This window comes from Allobosea sp., from assembly GCF_030695125.1.
Lineage (GTDB): Bacteria > Pseudomonadota > Alphaproteobacteria > Rhizobiales > Beijerinckiaceae > Allobosea.
Window position 1 is genome coordinate 1 of sequence record NZ_JAUYTP010000073.1, and the last position, 18,217, is coordinate 18,217.

An 18,217-nucleotide genomic window follows, 5' to 3' on the forward strand; every position below is an offset into this window, starting at 1 on the left:
CCAACCACCCCCATAATCGACCCACCTCATCCCTGAGGGGCAGCCATCCGGAAGGCAAGCCGTTGGTGGGGATGGGCGCGGCGCCTGCGGCCGGGTTTGCACCCCGGTCCCGGGAGGCTTCGGGGCACCGCCCTGGGGGTATTACGGCCCCTGTGCGAGGAGCTCGCTGGACCGGTCGTTGGCATCAGGCTTTCGTCCCATGCCCCAGTAGACGCGACAACCCGCTGAGGGGCACTGGCGTCGAAAGGGCTCGCGGCGGAGGCTGGCTTTCGACCCGATAAGCGCGGCCCGGAGTCGTCAAATCGCCGACAAGCGGAGCGCCACGGGGCGTGCGGATGGTGGCTCAATCCATCCGCGCCGCATCCTGGCTCAATGGATGCGGCTTGCTACCCAACGCGCCTCGCGGCGCTCCGCTGCCCCTCATGATAACGCCTGCGTGGCCACGTCGGCGGGACTTCGGGCTGTGCCGCCTTCGGCTTGTCTGGGCCCGCAAAACGGCCCCGCTCCGTGCGGAACAGGTGTTGTCAGATGCGGGTTTCGGCCAGCGGCCGCTCCGGAAGCCCCGCGTTCTCCCGAGGCGGGCTTTTTTGGGTTTGGCCGGACTGGCCGGCGCTTCGAGCGGCGGCTGCGCGCTGGGCCTGGTCGCGGGCTGCAGGGAGGGCGGTCGGCTGCGGCTCAGAGGATGTCCTCATAGCCCGCCAGAACGCGCATCTTCTTCTGGTCCAGCAGGACCACCCTGTTGTTCTTAAAGGTCATCAGCTCCATCTCGCGCAACTGGCGCAGGACGCGATTGACATGGATCGCACTCAGGCCCAGCGCATCGGCGAGATCGTGCTGGGTCAGCGGGCATTCGAACGCATCGTCGGCGAACAGCCCGACCAGCCGCAGCCGCTCGGTCAGCTCCAGGAAGAAATGGGCGGTTCGTTCGAGCGCCGTGCGGCGCCCGATTCCGGCCAGATGATCGACGGTGATCGCCTCGTCGCGGGAGACCGACCACAGGATCGCGGCCCCGAGCCGCGGGAACGTGTTGAAGACATCGCTCATCCGGTTGGCATCGATGCGGCTGACGACGGCGTCGGTCAGGCTGCTGAAGGCGTGATCGGAGGTGCGCAGCACGACGCTCCTCATCCCGATGCAGTCGCCCGGCACGGGGAAGGTGATGACCTGGCGGGCGCCATCGAGCAGGATCTTGAAACTGCAGCCCCAGCCGGAATGCAGGACATAGGCGAAATGGCCCTTGTCGCCCTGGCGGACGAGTTCGGCGCCACGCTCGACGGCGATCGGGGTCGCCAGCAGATCGTCGAGATAGGCGTTCTCACGCCGGGTCAGCGGCATGAACGTGGCCAACTTTGTCGCCAGAGGGCTGAGGGCCGGCTGCATGTCGTCCTGTTCGTCTGCGGCCGGGCCTGCGCCGCGTGGCGGCAGGGCGGAGCCTGTGCGGCGGCTGCCAATCGTCCAACGGCCAAACCGTCTATCGCCCAGAATGAATGGGATCGGACTAACCTGAATTAGCACGCGGCCGAAAAATTCGCCTTAACGTTGTGGTCACGCAATGGGCTGGGTCACCCCCTCGGCGAAATGGAACCTGAATGCCAAAATCCGCGAATCCACGCAGCGGTGCAGCCGGCCTCGCAGCCCTCTCGATCTGCGAGTCGCTGATCCTCGCGATGGGCGATCTGAAGATCATGGGCGAAAAGGATGCCATCAGCGTCATCAAGGACGCTGCGGAGGCGCATCGCGGTGCCGGCGGCACGGAGGAGGAGCGGGATCTTCATACCGAGGTCGCGTCGATCCTCGACCGGATCATCTCCGGTGGGAACTCGATCAGAAGGCCTTGACTGGCCGCAGCGCAAGGACCGCGTTCGCGCGTCGCATTCCGCTGAGAACACCGACTGAACGTTTCGAGCGTGTCACGGGGGTCGTACCATGCAAACTCAATCTCACGATCCGTCATCCTGCGCCCATCAGAACGCGGTGACGTTGGCCGAGACCCCTGCCGATCTGCGGGCGCCGGTCGGCGACGCCTGCTCTTTCGCATCGGCGTCGACCGAGGCGGAGGCGCGCCTCTTCCGGAAAACCGCGATCGGCAATGTCGAGCGGCTGACGGCGCTGCAGAGCCGGGTTCTCGATCTGCTGCTGGCCGGCCGTGCCCCCAAGGAGATCGCCACCGCGCTGAAGATGAGCCAGCGCAGCGTGTACGACCACCGCACCGCCATCGCCCGACAGCTGGAGGCCCGTTCCGAGGCGGATGTCATCCACGCCGCCGTGTGCGGGCGCTGCGCGATCCGTGAGCCGGACTCCGGCGCCGAACCCGCGGGGAGCGGCGCGCCGACGGCGCCCTCGCACGCCGCCTTGACGGCGGAGGACCTCGTGCGGCTCGACATGCGCGAGGTCAGCCACCGGCTGAAGAACTTTGCCGCCGTCATCCAGTCGATCAGCCACCAGACCGCCCGCAGCGCGACATCGGTGACCGAGTTCGACAGGGTCTTCTCGGCACGGCTTCGCGCATTCTGCTCGTCCCTCGACGCGCTGGTGGCGGGCGACTGGTCGAATCTGGGCATGGCGCAACTGGTCGCGATGCAGCTGGCGCCCTTCGGCCTCGGCGATGGCGAGCAGATCTCGGCTGTCGGCCCCGAGGTCAGCCTGCAGCCCGCGGCCGCCCATGCCATCGGCATGGCGCTCCACGAACTGGCCACGAACGCGGTCAAGTACGGCGCGCTGTCGGTGGCCGAGGGGCGCGTGACCCTGGATTGGCGGATCGAGGTTCTGGCCGGCAGGACGGATCTGATCGTGAACTGGCACGAGACGCAGGGCCCGAAGGTCACGGCCCCGGCGCATCACGGTTTTGGTCTGCAGGTCATCCAGAAGCTGACGGCGCTGGCTCTGCACGCAACGGTCACGCACGAATTTCACGTCGACGGTGTGTTCTGGCAGCTCCGTTGCGACACCCACCATCTGCGCGCCATCGCCGAGAGCCCTGTTACCCAACGCGCCGACGCCGCCCTGTACACGGCTGCTTGACGCCTGCCAGGCCTTGCCGACGGGAGAGGGGCGCGTCGTCGTGGCGGCCACCCGGCCGGCGGGGGCTCGGCAAAAGGGCCCCGATCCTGATCGGAACGGGGCCTTGCGAAAAGCCGTGCGGGGCCGGTCGTTTCAATCGTCGCGGAAGACGCGCTCGTTGCGCTCGTGACGCTCCTGCGCCTCGAGCGACAGCGTCGCGATCGGGCGGGCTTCGAGGCGCTTCAGCGAGATCGGCTCGCCGGTCTCCTCGCAATAGCCGTAGGTGTTGTCGTCGATCCGGGCGATGGCCGATTCGATCTTGGAGATCAGCTTGCGCTGGCGGTCGCGGGCGCGCAGCTCGATGGCGCGGTCGGTCTCGGAGGAGGCGCGGTCGGCGATGTCGGGGTGGTTTTCGCTTTCGCTCTGCAGCGTGACCAGCGTTTCGCGGGCTTCCTTGAGGATCTCGTCCTTCCAGGCCAGCAGCTTGCCGCGAAAATACTCGCGCTGCCGCTCGTTCATGAACGGTTCGTCGTCGGTAGGCTTGTAGTCCGCGTCGAGGATCATCTGCTTCGACATAGGCGCACTCTCTCGATTGGTCGTCCCGCAGCGCCCTCCGACATTGCCGTGGCAGGGCCGCCGAATTGGCGCCCTTATAGCGAGGGTCATGGCCAGTAACAATCGGCTTGGACGCCGCGGCGGACGCTCGTTTTGGCGGCCGCCTTTCGCGCGCCAGACGCGCCCCGGACGGGGTTTCAGGCCCATATCTCAGCGCAGGCCGGCCAGCGCGGCGGCGATGTCCGCCTCGACCAATCGTGCGAGGGGCTGGCGGTAATGGGTTCGGTCGAAGAATTGATTCGGGTCGCGCAACGCCGGCCGGTCGCGGCGCCAATCGACCAGCGCGGTCAGCGGACGCCGGGCGGCGAGCGCGGCAAAGGCGTCCCGGCAACCGGTGTCGGCGGCGGCGTCGGCACTGCCGGGACGCGGGAGCAGGGTGTGGTAGGCGGGCGGGCGGACCAGGATCAGCGCCGTACCGGGCGTCTTCGCCAGCATCGCCTCCAGCGCGGCTGCGGCCGGATAGGGGCCGCTGGCGTTGCCGCCTCCCGATTCGGCGACAACCTCCAGGGCAGCGCGCTTGGCCGGGTCGCGATCATAGCCCTGGACGATATAGTTGGGCTCGTAGTCCCAGTAGCCGTCGGGCCTGGCGCGCTCGCCCCTGCCGGTCACGAGATAGGCCAGGCGTCGCTGGGCCTCCTCCAGCACGTCGAAGCGCATCAGGCCGACGAGATATTCGGCCGGGTCGCGGCTGTAGAGCCAGAAGGGGAAGGGCTTGGCGTTGGGCATCGCCGGATCGGCGGTACACCAGAGGGCGTCGATGCCGACGATCACCGCGCGCGCCGGTTCGCGCCGGTTGCGCAGGAACCAGTCGATCAGGACGAGGCCTTCCTTCGGGCCCGAAGCCGGCGCGATCAGCGAGACGAAGGGGATGCCGGTCGCGGCCTGCAGCCGTTCGGGCGCGAGCAACTGGACATGGGAATTGCCGACGATCGCGCCGCTGAACGCCGGGTCGCGGCCGCGGCTGGCGGCGGCGGTGCGCGGGCCCTGCGCTCGCACGCCCTCGCGCAGCGAGAGCGGCGTGTTGCCGGTGCCGTAGGGGTCGATCAGCCAGATGAGGGCCAGCGCGCCGAGCAGCACCGTGGCGGCGGTGACGGCGAAGGCGCGCACGAAGCGCGCCCAGCGTGCCGCGTTCGCCTCCGCGCCCTCCGTCCGGCCTGCCGCCTCAGAACTGGAAGTAGATGAACTCATAATTGGCGTCTTCGCCGATCTTGAAGAGGATGAGGACGAACAGCAGGCCCGCCACCAGCGCGAGCCAGCGTGCCGGCGGGAGCCGGTGGACCAGGGCCCAGGCAGTCGGCCCGACGATCGCGAAGGCGGCCGCTGGCAGCAGCGCCCGCCATTTGAAGCCGGTGCCGAGCGGGGCGAGGCCGAAGAGCCCCTTGTAGATCGCCAGCGCGGCCTCGAAGCTGGTCGCCCGGAACAGCACCCAGCAGAGCGCGACGAAGACGAAGGTCAGGAGCCAGCCCAGCGCGGCAGGCATCGGCCAGCCGGCGCGGCGCCAGAGCAGGGCGACGATCAGCGCCAGCCCATGCGCCGCGCCCCAGGCGACGAAGGTCAGGCCCGCGCCGTGCCAGAGGCCGCCCAGCGCCATCGTCGCAAACAGCGCCCAGACCTGGCGCGGCAGGCCGTGCCGCGAGCCCCCGAGCGCGATGTAGAGATAGTCGCGCAGGAAGCGCGAGAGCGTCATGTGCCAGCGGCGCCAGAAATCCTGGATGCTTGCGGCGCGATAGGGCGTCTCGAAATTGGGCGGCAGCACGACGCCGAAGAGCAGGGCCAGCCCCAGCGCCATGTCGGTGTAGCCGGAGAAGTCGAAATAGATCTGGAAGGTGAAGGCGAGCGTCGCCTGCCAGGCTTCCGCGACCGTCACGACCTGGCCGGCGGCCGCCGCGGCGAAGACCGGGTTGGCGTATTCGGCCAGCGGATCGCCGAGCAGCACCTTCTTGGCGAGGCCGGCGGTGAGCAGCAGGAGCCCGCGCCCGATCCGCTCGGCGGCGTCGGGGCGCTGATAGGGCCGCTCCTCGAACTGGTGCATGATCTCGCGCCAGCGCACCAGCGGCCCGGCCAGGACCTGCGGGAAGAAGGCGATGTAGAGCCCGTAGCGGACGAGATCATAGCGCGGCGCCTGGCCGCGGCGCAGATCGGTCAGATACATGACGTGGTGGAAGGTGAAGAACGAGATGCCCAGCGGCAGCGCCAGATCGAGCTTCGGCGCCGGCAGACCCGGAATCATCGCTGCGAGATCGCCGAAGAAGTTGAAGTACTTGAACAGCGCCAGCAGCAGCAGGTTGGCGACGATGGCGGCCGTGATGAGCGCGCCCGAGCGAGTCTTCTGGAAGCCTTCCGCGACCAGCCAGTTGACCAGGATCGAGGCCATCAGCAGCGGCAGGAAGCGCCAGTCCCAATAGGCGTAGAAGGCCAGCGACAGCACCAGCAGCAGCGGCAGCCGCCAGACCGGCGCGAAACGCTCGACCAGCCAGTGCAGACCGAGCGCCAGCGGCAGGAAGGCGAAGAGGAAGGCGAAGGAGTTGAAGAGCATCGGGCCGGGCGCAAGGAGGGACGCGCCCGGTTAACCGATTATGAAGGGGCTGTCATGTCGTGGCGGTCACGGGCCGGAGCGGGGCGCCCATGCCGCCAGGCGTCAGGCCCAGCCCGCCCCTCACAGCGGAATGTTGTCGTGCTTGCGCCAGGGCCGCTCGACGCTCTTGGTCCTGAGCATGGCCAGCGCCCGCGCGATCCGGCGGCGCGTCGAATGCGGCATGATGACCTCGTCGACATAGCCGCGCTCGGCCGCGACGAAGGGCGACATGAAGCGGTCCTCATATTCCTTGGTCTGGCGCGCGATGGTCTCAGCGTCGCCGCCGCGGAAGATGATCTCGACCGCGCCCTTGGCGCCCATCACCGCGATCTGGGCGGTCGGCCAGGCGTAGTTGACGTCGGCGCCGATATGCTTGGAGGCCATCACGTCATAGGCGCCGCCAAACGCCTTGCGGGTGATCACGGTGACCAGCGGCACGGTGCATTCGCTGTAGGCGTAGAGCAGCTTGGCGCCGTGCTTGATCAGCCCGCCATATTCCTGCGCCGTGCCGGGCAGGAAGCCGGGCACGTCGACGAAGGTGACGATCGGGATCTCGAAGGCGTCGCAATAGCGCACGAAGCGGGCCGCCTTGCGGCTGGCGTCGGAGTCGAGCACGCCGGCCAGCACCATCGGCTGGTTGGCGACGACACCCACCGTGCGGCCCTCGATGCGGCCGAAGCCGGTGACGATGTTGCCGGCATAGGCCGCCTGGATCTCGAAGAAATCGCCCTCGTCGAGCGTCTTCAGGATCAGTTCCTTGATGTCGTAGGGCTTGTTCGGATTGTCCGGCACCAGCGTGTCCAGGCTCATGTCGACGCGGTCGGGCACGTCGAAGCTCGGCCATTCCGGCACGCCCGCCGTGTTGTTGGCGGGGAGGAAATCGAGCAGGCGGCGCACCTGCAGCAGCGCCTCGACATCGTTCTCGAAGGCGCCGTCGGCGACCGATGATTTGCTGGTGTGGACTTTTGCGCCCCCGAGTTCCTCCGAGGTCACGGTCTCATTGGTGACGGTCTTCACCACGTCGGGGCCTGTGACGAACATGTAGGAGGTGTCGCGGACCATGAAGATGAAGTCGGTCATGGCGGGCGAGTAGACGTCGCCGCCGGCGCAGGGCCCCATGATCACCGAGATCTGCGGGATGACGCCGGACGCCGCGACATTGCGCTTGAAGACCTCGCCATAACCGCCGAGCGCCGCCACGCCCTCCTGGATGCGGGCGCCGCCGGCGTCGAACAGCCCGACGATGGGTGCGCGCATCTTCAGCGCCATGTCCTGGATCTTGACGATCTTCTGCGCGTGGGTCTCCGACAGCGAGCCGCCGAAGACGGTGAAGTCCTTGGAGAAGACGAAGACGGTGCGGCCGTTCACGGTGCCCCAGCCGGTGACGACGCCGTCGCCGGGGATCTTTTCGGCCTTCTCCATGCCGAAATCGACGCAGCGATGCTGCACGAACATGTCGAACTCCTCGAAGGAGTCCTTGTCGAGCAGGAGTTCGATGCGCTCGCGGGCGGTCAGCTTGCCCTTGCCGTGCTGCGCCGCGACACGCTTGGGTCCGCCGCCCTGGCGGGCGCCTTCGCGACGGGTTTCGAGCTGGTCGAGAATGTCTTTCATGAGGGACGCCCCGGAGCCGACGAAAGGTCTTTGTCCCTCCGGATTAAGCGGCGGCGGAGCACGAGTCCATCATCTGTTGGTCGGGGCAAGAACGTGGGCGGCCTTCGCCGGGAGCTTTGATCATGATATCCTGACGAGCGTGATCGACTGCATTGCGAGGGCGCCATGAACCAGACCCTGTCCTTGCCTGAGGACCTCGTTCGCATGATCGAGGCTCGCGTCGAAACCGGCGACTATGCCTCGGCGAGCGAGGTCGTCCGCGATGCGCTCGCGTCCCTGGACCGGCAGGACCGGACCGAAGCGGAGAAGCGGGCGTGGCTGCAGCAGGCCTGGCGTGAGGGCGTTGCCAGCCCTGACATCGGCGCCTTCGACAGGGACCATTTTCGCCGGGAGGCGCATCGGCGTTTGTCGGAAAAGGCGTGACGCATGGGCGCGATCACGTGGTCGCAGCAGGCAAACGACGATCTCCAGTCTATATGGCTCTGGATTGCGCGCGACAGCGTCGGTGCGGCCGAGGCGTTTCTGGACCGCATGATCGAACGGATCGATATCCTCGAACAGTTTCCGGAAGCCGGCCCGAACCGCGACGAGATCGGTGTGGGAGCGCGGGCTCTCGTCGCCGAGCGCTGGCTCGTCCTCTACCGCGTGTCGGCAGATGGTGTTCAGATCGTGCGCATCGTCGATGGCGCCCGTGATCTCAGCAAGTTGCCGCCGATGCCGGGCTGAGGCTCATTCGGGGCGTGGGGTTCTTCGTCAGCCGTGCCGGAGCAGCAGCACCGCCGCGTCATATTCCGTCCGGCGGATGGCGCGGCGCTCGGCGGCGTCCTCGTCCTGGCCCCAGATGCCGATCTGGTAGTCCTCGTCGCAATGGGCGGCGGCCCAGATCGCGTCGGCGTCGCGCAGGCCGAAATGGAGCGCCAGCATCAGCAGGGTCGAGCCGGTCAGCGTCATGACGTTGTGGGCGCCCGCCAAGGCGACGGGGGCGGGGATGGCGGCGACATGGCGGGCCACCGCCTGGAGCGTGGTCGGCGGCTGCTCTGCGAAGACGATCCCCTGCGCCAGGATGAAGCGCGCGCCGATCTTCGCCTCGACCTCGTGGCGGATCGGCTCCCAGGTCTTTTCCTGCAGGGCGACGAGCTCTTGCGGTTCGCCGGCGCGGTAGCAGAGCGCGTCGGAGCCGGCATAGCGGACGATTTCGGCGCGCACGGCCTCGTGCTGGTCGGCGACGCCGTCCAGCGCCGAATTGACCAGCCGGGTCAGCGGCATGCGGGCGGGATCGATCTTGTCGCTCGGCGCGTCCCACTCGGCGGCGAGCGCCTCGGCGACGGGGCGGGAGGTCACGGCGAGCGCGTTGCGCGCCGGGGTGCGGGCGGTGCGGCCGTCGAGCGCGACATGGAACAGCCCGTCGCGCTCGAGCACGGCGGCGTGCTCGTAGAAGCGGCTCGGCAGGGCGTTGCGCATTGCCTTTTGCGCGGCGGCGACGGGATCGGGCTGGCGCTGGCCGGCAGCACCGAAGCGGGCGAGGAATTCATCGGTCGACATAGGCCGCGCTTTAGCACGGCTCCCTGGCGCGGTCAGCCTCCGAAACGGTCTCGCCAGGCCGGCAGGGCGCCCGCGAAGGGCAGGGCGGTGGCGGCATGGACTCCGCGCGCGACGGCCCGCGCCAGGACATCGGCGGCGGTGGCGCAGAGTTCGGTCAGCGCGAAGGCGTCCGAGGGGGCGCCGCTGTGGCCGGTCGCTGCGGCGAAGACGATGTCGCCGTCGAGCGCGCCATGGGAGGGGCGCAAGGCGCGCGCCAGCCCGTCATGGGCTGCGAGCGCGAGGCGCTTGCACTGCGCCTTGGTCAGCACCGCGTCTGTCGCGACCAGGGCGATCGTGGTGTTCTGGCCCGTCCCGCCCTTGAACGCGAGGGCGAGATCGGCGGCCGAGATGCCGGCCGGCCAGCCGCGCCCGCCGAACTCACTGTCGCGCTCATAGGGCGCCGCCCAGAAATGCGGCCCGTTGCCGATCGTCGCCGTGCCGACCGCATTGACCGCGACGAGCGCGCCGACGATCTGTCCGGTCGCGGCCCGCGCGCTGGCGGAGCCGATACCGCCCTTGAGATGGGCGGTGGTGGCGCCGTAGCCGGCGCCGGCCGTGCCCAGGGCGAAGTCGGCGGCGGCGCTGGCGGCAGCCTGCGCGCCCAGCCGGCGATAGGGCGATTCCAGCCCGCCCTTCGCCCAGGGCTTGTCGCCGCCATTGAGCAGGTCGAACAGGATCGCCTGCGGGACGATCGGCACATGCAGGGGGCCGATCGGGAAGCCGCGGCCCTGGCTCGCCAGATGCGCCATCACGCCGTCGGCCGCCGCCAGCCCCCAGGCCGAGCCGCCCGAGAGCACGATCGCGTCGACATGCTCGACCGTCATCTCCGGCTCGAGCAAAGCCGTCTCGCGCACGCCGGGCGCGCCGCCGAGGATCGCGACCGAGGCCACCGTCGGGCGCTCGAACAGGGCGACGGTGACGCCGGTGGCCGCGGCGGCGTCATGGGCCTGTCCGACGCGCAGGCCGCGGACATCGGTGATGAGATTGCGCATCGGTCTCGGGAGCGGCGGGAGGGTCGGGAACGCAGCAGGCCTCGGGGCGTTACATTACCGACTGTTCATGATTGCGCCACCGCAAGGACAGAGCCTCAGGCCCAAGGTAATCGACATCGCGGCCCGGCTTTCCAAGACCCGCTCAGCGACTGTTCCCATCCGCCGACCCCACGGGAGATTCCGCATGAAACCCATCGCCCTGTTCGCCGCCACCTCCATCGCCGCGCTGGCCGCGAGCTTCGCCATCGCGCAGCCCCAGCCCGTCCCGCCCGCTGGCGGCGAGCGCGACGGCCCGCGCCAGGAGCGATCCGAGCGTTCGGACCGCTCCGAGACCCGAGAGCAGCGCCGTGCCGAACGGCGCGAGCAGCGCGGCGAGCGCATGCAGGAGCGCCTCAACGAGCGCCTCGCCAGCCTGCGCGCCGACATGAAACTGAAGCCCGAGCAGGTGCCGCTGTTCGACGCCGTCGAAGGCGTCATCAAGAAGCGCGCCGAGGAGCGCCAGGCCGGTTGGTCGGCGATGCGCGAGCAGCGCGAGAGCTTCCGCGACGCCGACCTGATGGAAAAGCTCGACATGATGTCGGGCCGCCAGGGCGAGCGCGCCGCGCGCTCCAAGGAACTCGCCGATGCCGTGCGCCCGCTCTGGGCGACGCTGAGCGACCCGCAGAAGACCGTGGCCCGCCGCGCCGTGCGCGAGGCGATGGCGGAAGGCCGCGGCATGATGCGGCGCATGCACAACGAGATGCGCGACGGCAGGGGCGACCGGATGGACGACAACCGCGGCGGCCGCGGGCACCATGACGGCGACCACGGCCCGCGCCGCTGGCGTGAAGAGGGTGGCGATCGCCGCGGCTGATCGCCAGCCGTTTCGACCGATCAGGGGGCGGCTCGCGAGAGCCGCCCTTTTTCGTGCGGAGTCCGCAGGCCCGTCAGGTGCCGACGGCGTCGGTGACGCATTTCTTGGTGAAGCTGGTCTTGGCGGCGCCGAACAGCTTCTTGTCCGCCGCCTGCTTGTCGCAGGCCGCGCCGGCATCCTTCTCGCATTTGGTCAGGAAGCTGGTCTTGGCCGCCCCGGCGAGCTTCTTGTCGCCCGCCTGGACGGCGCAGCTCTGCGCCTGGGCAAAGGTCGAAAGGCAGGTCAGGGCCAGAGCCGCTATCAGGGTCTTCGTCATCGCAGGGGTTCCCGGCTGGTGATTCGCGAGGGTCGCCCGTCGAGCCTCGACCTGCGCGCAGCCGAGGGCAAGCGGCATTTGCACGCTCCTCCGCCGCAATCTCGCCTCAGCCCCTAACGCGCTGGAAAACAAAGCGGAAACGGCCGTTTACCTTAAGCGTTCAACTTCGATTCATGTGTTTCTGTTTACCTATCGGAAGTGATTGCGAAACAAACTCGCACCATGACCGTGATGAGGGAAACGCCATGAAGACACCATGGTTGATCTGGGGAATGCGGGGCTTCATCGGCCTCGTCTTCGTCGCGAGCCTGTTTGGCCCCTATGCGCTGTCGATCCTGATCGGCTGCCTGGGGCTGGGCTGCTATTATTTCCGCGACGAGGTCGGCTCGCATCTGTGAGCGCCGGGAGGTCTGCTTCCGGCCCTTCGGCTTGATCCAGCGCAAGGGCATGCCCGCCGGTCTGCGGTAGCCCGGCGGGCATGATCTCCACCGGTTTTCTCCTGGGTCTCGCGCTCCTGCTCGCCACGCCGGGGCCGACCAACACGCTGCTGGCGGTCGCGGGCGCCACGCAGCCCTTGCGCGCGGCGGCCGGGCTCCTGCTGGCCGAACTCTGCGCCTATCTCGCCGCGGTCGTCCTGTTCGGAGCCCTGATCCTGTGGCTCGGCGACGGGATCGAGGCGATCCGCCCGGCCTTGCAGGGGGCGGCTGCGCTCTATCTCGCCCTGGCGGCCGTGCGGATGTGGCGGGCGCGCGGCGAGGTGGCTGCCGGCGCCGCGGTCGCGCCCCGGCAGATTCTCGCGACGACGCTGCTCAACCCCAAGACGCTGATCATTGCGCTGGTGCTGATGCCGGCCGGCTGGAGCGGGCAGGGCGCGGTCGCCGCCACCCATCTGGCGGCGATGGCGCTGATGATCCCGCTCGCGGGCGGGGCCTGGTTCCTCGGCGGGCGCGGGCTCGCCAGAGCGGCGGGCTCGCGCCTGCGCCGCGCCATCCCGAGCGCGTCCGCGGTGCTGCTCGGGCTGTTCGCGATGGTGCTGGCCGGGCGGGCGCTGGCGGGCTGGTGAGCGCGCCCGCACCCGGCGGCCTTTGGCCTCAGCGACCGGTGACCGACACGCCGATCAGCAGCGGGTGGAGCCAGAGCGCGAAGACGACATAGAGCACGAGCCCCGCGACGATCGCGATCACGTCGCGGCGGCCGAAGGCGACATTCGTCATGGCGGCGGCGCGGGCGATCTCCTCCGGCCGGCGCTTGACCGAAATGCGCGCCATCACCGCCCAGGCCAGGAAGCCGCCAAACAGCAGCAGGCTGCCGAGATCGCCATTGGCGAGGAGATGGGCGGTGGCCCAGATCTTCACGGCCAGCAGCATCGGGTGCTTGACGCGCGACAGAAGCCAGGAGGGCCGCCGGCCGACGGCGAGCAGAATGAAGATCGGCAGGTTGAGCAGGAGCGCCAGATGCCGGGTCCAGACCGGCGGCTCCCAGACGACCGTGTAGCCGGCCGCACGCTGCAGCCCGTAGCCATAGATCAGCAGCCCGAAGCCGATGATCGAGACGGCCGAATACAGCCCCCGGTAGCCGCCCGCGCCAAAGCGCTCGATCAGCCTTGCGCGCAGATCGCGCTTCATCGTGACGGCGTGCATGCCGAGAAACAGGACGAGGCCGAGGATCAGGACGAGCATGCGGGGACCGCCTCAGGTTGGAGTTGTTCCAACCATGGACTGGCGGGGTGGGGTTTGGCTATGGGGTGGTAGTGTCGGCGGTGGTCGAGCGGGCCGATCGGCGCAGACACCCTTCTGCTGATGTTCTCGTTGGTGCAAATTTGAGGCAAGCTATGCCTTCATCTGCCTTGCGAAGCCAAATACCTCGCTCGAAGATGAACCGCCGTTTGGTCGATGCTGGGGTAAACACTCATCGCATTGATGTTTAGGCTGTTCAGTTGTTTGAGAATTTCCCTCTTATTTTGAATGGATACGCGATTTATTTCAATCCCATCCTGTCCGTATTCAGGCAGTGTGGCTTCGTGGCCAAACAACAAGAATGCGCCCGACTGAGATTTTATTCTAGTATTATTGCGTTTGGCCTTTACGCAAATTATCGATCTGAGGTCGTCTGGTGCGATCCTCGCTTCAAAAAAACCTTTTTCAGATTTGATATGGTGAAGCAATTTGAGTGCGGATTGAGTCTGATTAAAAATATCTACTTCGAGATTTAAATCTAGCGAATTCTTTTGATCGTATGTTAGATTTGAAATATTAGATATACAACTTACTGTATCAGAGTCATAATATTTCATGTTATCTTCTTTTACATGAAAAATAATGACTTCACCATCGACATCGAGTGGTTCGGGATCGCTGTGGCACGCAAAAAACAGCGCAACAAGGGGGTTGCTGGATATATCAAGTAGTCGAGTTGGTAGTCTGTAATGTTGCATTCTTACTAGCCTATCGAAACAATATTGATCAGATTGAAAATCGTCATAATGAGCAATAAGAAGTTCTTTGCAGAGTCGATCTTCGCTGGGCAGGAACTGCCATCCTCCATCAGCCCTGCGCCGAAACAGCGAGGGCGTGAGCTCAAATTGCGAATTTTCATGCCCTCGAAAGAATGTTTCGGTATCCTCTTTGGCTGCTAGACTATAAAGTATTTGCAGGAATTGTTCCACGCTGTCAGCCGTGCCAATTATTTTCTTGGTGCGCGGAGGCGGTTCAGTCAATATTGCGGCTGCATTGGGGGCCAGTTGTGCTTGGACTGCTTCTCTGAGTTCTGGCTTGATTTCTCCGAGCCGCGCTAGAATTTGATTTGCATCTCCCACCCTAACGGCCCAATGCGTGCGATAAAGCTGAAAGCCGCTGGCGTCGAAGACTTCACGTGCCGCCTCTATGTCAGAGAACGTCACATCTCCAAAATCGATTATCGTCGTGAACGACGTGGATACTTCCTTTGGGCTTACGGTGGTGTTTTCGATTACCCCATACTTTATCAGCATGGAGGCGGATCCCTTGGCGCGTTCAATTTCCGTACAAAGAAACGTGGGGATGCTTTCAAGGAAGGCGATTGAGCTTGGCTCAAGATTTTCGAGGCGCTTAGCTATATCGCTAGGCGTGTATTCAAACATTCGCCCCCGTGTCATCCCAATTAGGCCAACCGGGTCTTCAACCATTTCGCGTGCGCCAAAGGCGATATAATTGAAATTCTCGGACATCTGCCCTCGTTCCAGCCTGCGCGTAGGGTCATTAGATCTGGGTTAGCAGCATACTGCAACAACTCGCATTAGCGAGGATGACGTCGTGAGAGCGACAAATGTCTGCATGCCAATTATCATTGGTGGCTGCAACAACAGTTGCATCTGAACGGAGCGTGAGCCGCACACCAAGTGTGTAACAAAAAAGGGGACGGCGATTGCTCGCCATCCCCCAGAATAATCCGGCCAACGGGCCTTGCGGCCCGTCTCCGTTCGATCAGCGCGAGTAGAACTCGATGACCAGGTTCGGTTCCATCTGCACCGCATAGGGCACGTCCGTCAGCGTCGGCGTGCGGGTGAAGGTGGCGGTCGACTTGTTGTGGTCGGTGTCGAGATAATCGGGCACGTCGCGCTCGGCGAGACCGGCCGACTCGATGACGATGGCGAGCTGGCGGGAGCTCTCCTTGACCGCGATCACGTCACCCGGCTTGACCTGGTAGGAAGCGATGTTGACCCGCTTGCCGTTGACCGTGATGTGGCCGTGGTTGACGAACTGACGGGCGGCGAAGACCGTCGGCACGAACTTGGCGCGGTAGATCACGGCGTCCAGGCGGCGCTCGAGCAGGCCGATCAGGTTCTCGCCCGAGTCGCCCTTCAGGCGGATCGCCTCGGCGTAGTAGCGGCGGAACTGCTTCTCGGAGATCGAGCCGTAATAGCCCTTCAGCTTCTGCTTGGCGCGCAGCTGCGTGCCGAAGTCGGACGGCTTGCCCTTGCGGCGCTGGCCGTGCTGGCCGGGGCCGTATTCGCGGCGGTTGACCGGGGACTTCGGGCGGCCCCAGATGTTCTGACCGAGGCGGCGGTCAATCTTGTATTTCGCCTCATGGCGCTTCGACATATCGCGTGTCCTCGTGAGTTCGCGAGTTGAGGACCGCGCCCTCCTGCTCTCCCGCATGGGGCGGGAGCGACAGATCCGGCTTCCGAAGAAAGCGGATCACGGGTGCGGAAAAAGCCACGCGGGCCTTTTGGGCCCGCGCGACGCCGGCTTAGAACCATGCGGGGCGGGGTTTGTCAAACCCGGAGGGGGCGGGCGGTGCCTGTCTCCCGCCATGTCGGGCCTCCCTCGCGCGTCATCCTGGACTTCGCGTAAGCGAAGGCCGGGATCCATCGGGGGGCGCCGGGGCCTCCGATGGATCCCGGTCGACCTGCGGTCGCCCAGGATGACGGGGCGGGGTCGGGGAGGGTGGGAGCGGGCCCGTCTATCCCTATACATGGCGCCCCTGCGCGCGCTGCCCTCGCGCGGCGGGCTGCGACCTGCCACGATCCCGCTGCTTCCGATTCCGACTGAAGGTAGAGCCATGGCCCTCGCCAAACCGCCCGTCCAGGACAATGCCTATGCCGCCGCGCTCGCGCTGCTCGACCGCGCCCCGATGATCGACGGGCATAACGACCTGCCCTATGTCATCCGGCTCGACCGCATGGCGAAGGGCGATGTCGGCCTCTACGACCTGACCAAGGTTCATGAGAAGGGCGACACCGATATCCCGCGGATGCAGGACGGCAAGCTCGCAGCGCAGTTCTTCGCGGCCTATGTCCCGCCCAAGCATCCCAAGCCGGCGGGCTTCGCGCTCGCCCAGATCGCGCTGATGCGCGACATCCTCAAGCGCCATGCCGACGTGTTCCGCCCCGGGCTCTCCGCCGCCGATGTGATGGCGGCGAAGGCTGAAGGACGCATCGCGCTGTTCATGACGATCGAGAACGGCACGGCGCTCGACGGCGAACTCGACGCGCTCGACGCCTACCACGACCTCGGCGTCCGGCTGATGACGCTGTGCCACAATGACAGCCATGACTGGTGCGATTCCGCCACCGACATGCCCCGCCACAACGGGCTGACGGGTTTCGGCAAGGCGGTGATCGGCCGGATGAACAAGCTCGGCATGGTCGTCGACCTCGCCCATGTCTCGCCCAAGGTGATGCATGACACCCTCGACGTGACGCGCGCGCCGGTGGTCTGGTCGCATTCCAACGCGTTTTCGCTGTGCGACCACCCGCGCAACGTCCCCGACGACGTGCTCGACCGGGTTGCGGGCAATGGCGGCGTGGTGATGGCGACCTTCGTGCCGGACTTCATCAGCCAGGCCTCGCGCGACTGGCACCGCCCGGCGAAGGACCAGTTCGGCAAGACGCCGGACGGGCTCGACCACGAGAAGGCCGAGGCCGAGATCGCCGCCAAGGCCGGCCCGCGCCCCAAAGCGACGCTGGCGCAGTATTGCGACCATCTCGACTATCTCAGCCAGCGCATCGGCCACGACCATGTCGGCATCGGCTCGGATTTCTTCGGCTGGATCAACCCCGACGGGCTGGAAGATACGAGCGTCTTCCCGGCGCTGATCGCCGAGCTGATCCGGCGCGGCTGGTCTGAAAGCGATCTCGAAAAGCTCGCCGGCGGCAACACGCTGCGGGTGCTGGCGGCGGTCGAGGCGGCGGCGGGCTGAGGGCTGAGCCGCCATGGTCGGGCTCGTCCCGACCATCCACGTCGTCTCGCGGCGAGGGCGATGTTCGAGACGTGGATGCTCGCCACAAGGGCGAGCATGACGGTTGAGGCTTGACCCCATGCCTCCTTGGGGCGATTCCCCGGTCGCTCCCGCGCTCGGCGGGGTTGACGAGACCTGAAAACATGCCCGGTTCCGGCACCGACCATACCCGCCCGCCTGCGACGGCGCCCGCGCCCGTCATCATCCTGGTCGAGCCGCAGATGGCCGAGAACATCGGCATGTGCGCGCGGGCCATGGCGAATTTCGGCCTGTCCGAGATGCGGCTGGTCGCCCCGCGCGACGGCTGGCCGAGCGGCGGCGGGCTGAAGAAGGGCGCCACCGCGGCGGCCTCGGGCGCGACGCATATCCTGGAGCATGCGCGGCTTTATCCCAGCGCGGCCGAGGCCATCGCCGATCTCAACTTCGTGCTGGCGACGACGGCGCGCGAGCGCGGCCAGATGAAGCGCGTGGTGACGCCGGCCGAGGCGATGCCGCCGATCGCGACGCGGATCGCGCAGAGCGAGCGCGTCGGCATCCTGTTCGGGCGCGAGCGCATCGGCCTGACCAATGAGGAGATCTCGTTTTCCGACGCGATCCTGACCTTTCCGGTCAATCCCGCCTTCGCGTCGCTGAACCTCGCGCAAGCCGTGCTGCTGGCGGGCTATGAGTGGTTCAAGGCGACCGACGGGCAGCCGCCCTTCCGCGAACACGCCGATTCCCCGCCGGCGACGCGGGCGACGGTTTTGTCGATGTTCGACTATCTCGAATCCGAACTCGACCTCTGCGGCTTCTTCCCGCCCGGCAAGAAGCAGATCATGACCGCCAATCTGCGCGACATCCTGCACCGTCTGGCGATGACCGAGCAGGAGGCGCGCACGCTTCGCGGCGTGTTCAAGTCGCTGACCGAGGGGCCTCGGAGGCTGCGCGCGCCGAAGCCGGGCGAGGGGGAGTAGCGC

Annotated in this window: 20 protein-coding genes; 9 read left to right on the forward strand and 11 right to left on the reverse strand. The window is 66.7% G+C overall.

Annotated features, from left to right (window positions below):
• Positions 1-675: 675 nt before the first annotated feature.
• Positions 676-1,347, reverse strand: coding sequence for a Crp/Fnr family transcriptional regulator (locus Q8S38_RS21215; RefSeq protein WP_305682331.1), 672 nt, complete (start codon positions 1,345-1,347; stop codon positions 676-678).
• A gap of 242 nt (positions 1,348-1,589) precedes the next feature.
• Here Q8S38_RS21215 and Q8S38_RS21220 point away from each other — a divergent pair, with 242 nt between their 5' ends.
• Together Q8S38_RS21220 and Q8S38_RS21225 are read left to right on the forward strand one after the other, a co-directional pair.
• Positions 1,590-1,838: a hypothetical protein gene (locus Q8S38_RS21220; RefSeq protein ID WP_305682332.1), complete on the forward strand. Its 249-nt coding sequence runs from the start codon at positions 1,590-1,592 to the stop codon at positions 1,836-1,838.
• 142 nt (positions 1,839-1,980) lie between these two features.
• Positions 1,981-3,021 carry an HWE histidine kinase domain-containing protein gene (locus Q8S38_RS21225; RefSeq protein WP_305682333.1) on the forward strand — a complete coding sequence of 347 codons (1,041 nt, stop codon included), beginning with the start codon at positions 1,981-1,983 and terminating at the stop codon, positions 3,019-3,021.
• A gap of 132 nt (positions 3,022-3,153) precedes the next feature.
• Here the strand turns inward: Q8S38_RS21225 and dksA are convergent, their stop codons facing one another.
• The 4 genes from dksA to Q8S38_RS21245 all read right to left on the reverse strand — a co-directional run bounded on the left by dksA (position 3,154) and on the right by Q8S38_RS21245 (position 7,801).
• Positions 3,154-3,564 (reverse strand): RNA polymerase-binding protein DksA, encoded by a 411-nt coding sequence (gene dksA / locus Q8S38_RS21230; RefSeq protein ID WP_371125946.1) that lies wholly within the window; start codon positions 3,562-3,564, stop codon positions 3,154-3,156.
• A gap of 201 nt (positions 3,565-3,765) precedes the next feature.
• The gene (locus Q8S38_RS21235; RefSeq protein WP_305682335.1) at positions 3,766-4,803 is read right to left on the reverse strand and encodes a hypothetical protein; all 1,038 of its coding nucleotides are present in this window, start codon (positions 4,801-4,803) and stop codon (positions 3,766-3,768) included.
• Positions 4,778-6,151: an MBOAT family O-acyltransferase gene (locus Q8S38_RS21240; protein ID WP_305682336.1), complete on the reverse strand. Its 1,374-nt coding sequence runs from the start codon at positions 6,149-6,151 to the stop codon at positions 4,778-4,780. The genes Q8S38_RS21235 and Q8S38_RS21240 overlap by 26 nt, the downstream gene beginning before the upstream one ends.
• Before the next feature lie 120 nt (positions 6,152-6,271).
• A complete protein-coding gene (locus Q8S38_RS21245) occupies positions 6,272-7,801 on the reverse strand; it encodes an acyl-CoA carboxylase subunit beta (RefSeq protein WP_305682337.1) in 1,530 nt (509 codons plus the stop codon).
• A gap of 165 nt (positions 7,802-7,966) precedes the next feature.
• On the opposite strand from Q8S38_RS21245, the gene Q8S38_RS21250 reads away from it, so the two are divergent.
• The gene (locus Q8S38_RS21250) at positions 7,967-8,224 is read left to right on the forward strand and encodes a type II toxin-antitoxin system ParD family antitoxin (RefSeq protein WP_305682338.1); all 258 of its coding nucleotides are present in this window, start codon (positions 7,967-7,969) and stop codon (positions 8,222-8,224) included.
• Positions 8,225-8,227: 3 nt separating this feature from the next.
• Positions 8,228-8,527, forward strand: coding sequence for a type II toxin-antitoxin system RelE/ParE family toxin (locus tag Q8S38_RS21255; RefSeq protein WP_305682339.1), 300 nt, complete (start codon positions 8,228-8,230; stop codon positions 8,525-8,527).
• Positions 8,528-8,554: 27 nt separating this feature from the next.
• Here the strand turns inward: Q8S38_RS21255 and Q8S38_RS21260 are convergent, their stop codons facing one another.
• Both Q8S38_RS21260 and Q8S38_RS21265 read right to left on the reverse strand, forming a co-directional pair.
• Complete coding sequence (locus Q8S38_RS21260) at positions 8,555-9,343, reverse strand: ATP12 family chaperone protein (RefSeq protein ID WP_305682340.1); 789 nt, start codon at positions 9,341-9,343, stop codon at positions 8,555-8,557.
• A gap of 32 nt (positions 9,344-9,375) precedes the next feature.
• Positions 9,376-10,374, reverse strand: coding sequence for a P1 family peptidase (locus Q8S38_RS21265; protein WP_305682341.1), 999 nt, complete (start codon positions 10,372-10,374; stop codon positions 9,376-9,378).
• A 184-nt stretch (positions 10,375-10,558) separates the two neighbouring features.
• On the opposite strand from Q8S38_RS21265, the gene Q8S38_RS21270 reads away from it, so the two are divergent.
• Positions 10,559-11,227, forward strand: coding sequence for a Spy/CpxP family protein refolding chaperone (locus Q8S38_RS21270; protein WP_305682342.1), 669 nt, complete (start codon positions 10,559-10,561; stop codon positions 11,225-11,227).
• Positions 11,228-11,300: 73 nt separating this feature from the next.
• Here Q8S38_RS21270 and Q8S38_RS21275 read toward each other — a convergent pair whose 3' ends face one another.
• Positions 11,301-11,543: a hypothetical protein gene (locus Q8S38_RS21275; protein WP_305682343.1), complete on the reverse strand. Its 243-nt coding sequence runs from the start codon at positions 11,541-11,543 to the stop codon at positions 11,301-11,303.
• A gap of 245 nt (positions 11,544-11,788) precedes the next feature.
• Here Q8S38_RS21275 and Q8S38_RS21280 point away from each other — a divergent pair, with 245 nt between their 5' ends.
• Positions 11,789-11,941 carry a hypothetical protein gene (locus tag Q8S38_RS21280; protein WP_305682344.1) on the forward strand — a complete coding sequence of 51 codons (153 nt, stop codon included), beginning with the start codon at positions 11,789-11,791 and terminating at the stop codon, positions 11,939-11,941.
• A gap of 80 nt (positions 11,942-12,021) precedes the next feature.
• Entirely contained in the window at positions 12,022-12,606 is a 585-nt protein-coding gene (locus tag Q8S38_RS21285; RefSeq protein WP_305682345.1) for a threonine transporter RhtB, read from the forward strand.
• Positions 12,607-12,634: 28 nt separating this feature from the next.
• On the opposite strand, the gene Q8S38_RS21290 is transcribed toward Q8S38_RS21285, so the two are convergent.
• The 3 genes from Q8S38_RS21290 to rpsD form a co-directional block, all read right to left on the reverse strand.
• Positions 12,635-13,222: an NnrU family protein gene (locus Q8S38_RS21290; RefSeq protein ID WP_305682346.1), complete on the reverse strand. Its 588-nt coding sequence runs from the start codon at positions 13,220-13,222 to the stop codon at positions 12,635-12,637.
• Positions 13,223-13,380: 158 nt separating this feature from the next.
• The gene (locus tag Q8S38_RS21295; RefSeq protein WP_083247726.1) at positions 13,381-14,748 is read right to left on the reverse strand and encodes an FRG domain-containing protein; all 1,368 of its coding nucleotides are present in this window, start codon (positions 14,746-14,748) and stop codon (positions 13,381-13,383) included.
• A 256-nt stretch (positions 14,749-15,004) separates the two neighbouring features.
• Positions 15,005-15,622 (reverse strand): 30S ribosomal protein S4, encoded by a 618-nt coding sequence (gene rpsD, locus Q8S38_RS21300; RefSeq protein ID WP_305682347.1) that lies wholly within the window; start codon positions 15,620-15,622, stop codon positions 15,005-15,007.
• Between the two features lie 460 nt (positions 15,623-16,082).
• On the opposite strand from rpsD, the gene Q8S38_RS21305 reads away from it, so the two are divergent.
• Positions 16,083-17,222, forward strand: coding sequence for a dipeptidase (locus Q8S38_RS21305; protein ID WP_305682348.1), 1,140 nt, complete (start codon positions 16,083-16,085; stop codon positions 17,220-17,222).
• A gap of 182 nt (positions 17,223-17,404) precedes the next feature.
• Positions 17,405-18,214, forward strand: a complete 810-nt coding sequence (locus Q8S38_RS21310) for an RNA methyltransferase (RefSeq protein ID WP_305682349.1) — start codon at positions 17,405-17,407, stop codon at positions 18,212-18,214.
• Positions 18,215-18,217 lie beyond the last annotated feature (3 nt).

Coding starts and splice junctions, on each gene's coding strand:
- Q8S38_RS21220 (WP_305682332.1), top strand. CDS start 1,590: ATGCCAAAATCCGCGAATCCACGCAGCGGTGCAGCCGGCCTCGCAGCC.
- dksA (WP_371125946.1), bottom strand. CDS start 3,564: ATGATCCTCGACGCGGACTACAAGCCTACCGACGACGAACCGTTCATG.
- Q8S38_RS21235 (WP_305682335.1), bottom strand. CDS start 4,803: ATGAGTTCATCTACTTCCAGTTCTGAGGCGGCAGGCCGGACGGAGGGC.
- Q8S38_RS21240 (WP_305682336.1), bottom strand. CDS start 6,151: ATGCTCTTCAACTCCTTCGCCTTCCTCTTCGCCTTCCTGCCGCTGGCG.
- Q8S38_RS21245 (WP_305682337.1), bottom strand. CDS start 7,801: ATGAAAGACATTCTCGACCAGCTCGAAACCCGTCGCGAAGGCGCCCGC.
- Q8S38_RS21250 (WP_305682338.1), top strand. CDS start 7,967: ATGAACCAGACCCTGTCCTTGCCTGAGGACCTCGTTCGCATGATCGAG.
- Q8S38_RS21255 (WP_305682339.1), top strand. CDS start 8,228: ATGGGCGCGATCACGTGGTCGCAGCAGGCAAACGACGATCTCCAGTCT.
- Q8S38_RS21260 (WP_305682340.1), bottom strand. CDS start 9,343: ATGTCGACCGATGAATTCCTCGCCCGCTTCGGTGCTGCCGGCCAGCGC.
- Q8S38_RS21265 (WP_305682341.1), bottom strand. CDS start 10,374: ATGCGCAATCTCATCACCGATGTCCGCGGCCTGCGCGTCGGACAGGCC.
- Q8S38_RS21270 (WP_305682342.1), top strand. CDS start 10,559: ATGAAACCCATCGCCCTGTTCGCCGCCACCTCCATCGCCGCGCTGGCC.
- Q8S38_RS21275 (WP_305682343.1), bottom strand. CDS start 11,543: ATGACGAAGACCCTGATAGCGGCTCTGGCCCTGACCTGCCTTTCGACC.
- Q8S38_RS21280 (WP_305682344.1), top strand. CDS start 11,789: ATGAAGACACCATGGTTGATCTGGGGAATGCGGGGCTTCATCGGCCTC.
- Q8S38_RS21285 (WP_305682345.1), top strand. CDS start 12,022: ATGATCTCCACCGGTTTTCTCCTGGGTCTCGCGCTCCTGCTCGCCACG.
- Q8S38_RS21290 (WP_305682346.1), bottom strand. CDS start 13,222: ATGCTCGTCCTGATCCTCGGCCTCGTCCTGTTTCTCGGCATGCACGCC.
- Q8S38_RS21295 (WP_083247726.1), bottom strand. CDS start 14,748: ATGTCCGAGAATTTCAATTATATCGCCTTTGGCGCACGCGAAATGGTT.
- rpsD (WP_305682347.1), bottom strand. CDS start 15,622: ATGTCGAAGCGCCATGAGGCGAAATACAAGATTGACCGCCGCCTCGGT.
- Q8S38_RS21305 (WP_305682348.1), top strand. CDS start 16,083: ATGGCCCTCGCCAAACCGCCCGTCCAGGACAATGCCTATGCCGCCGCG.
- Q8S38_RS21310 (WP_305682349.1), top strand. CDS start 17,405: ATGCCCGGTTCCGGCACCGACCATACCCGCCCGCCTGCGACGGCGCCC.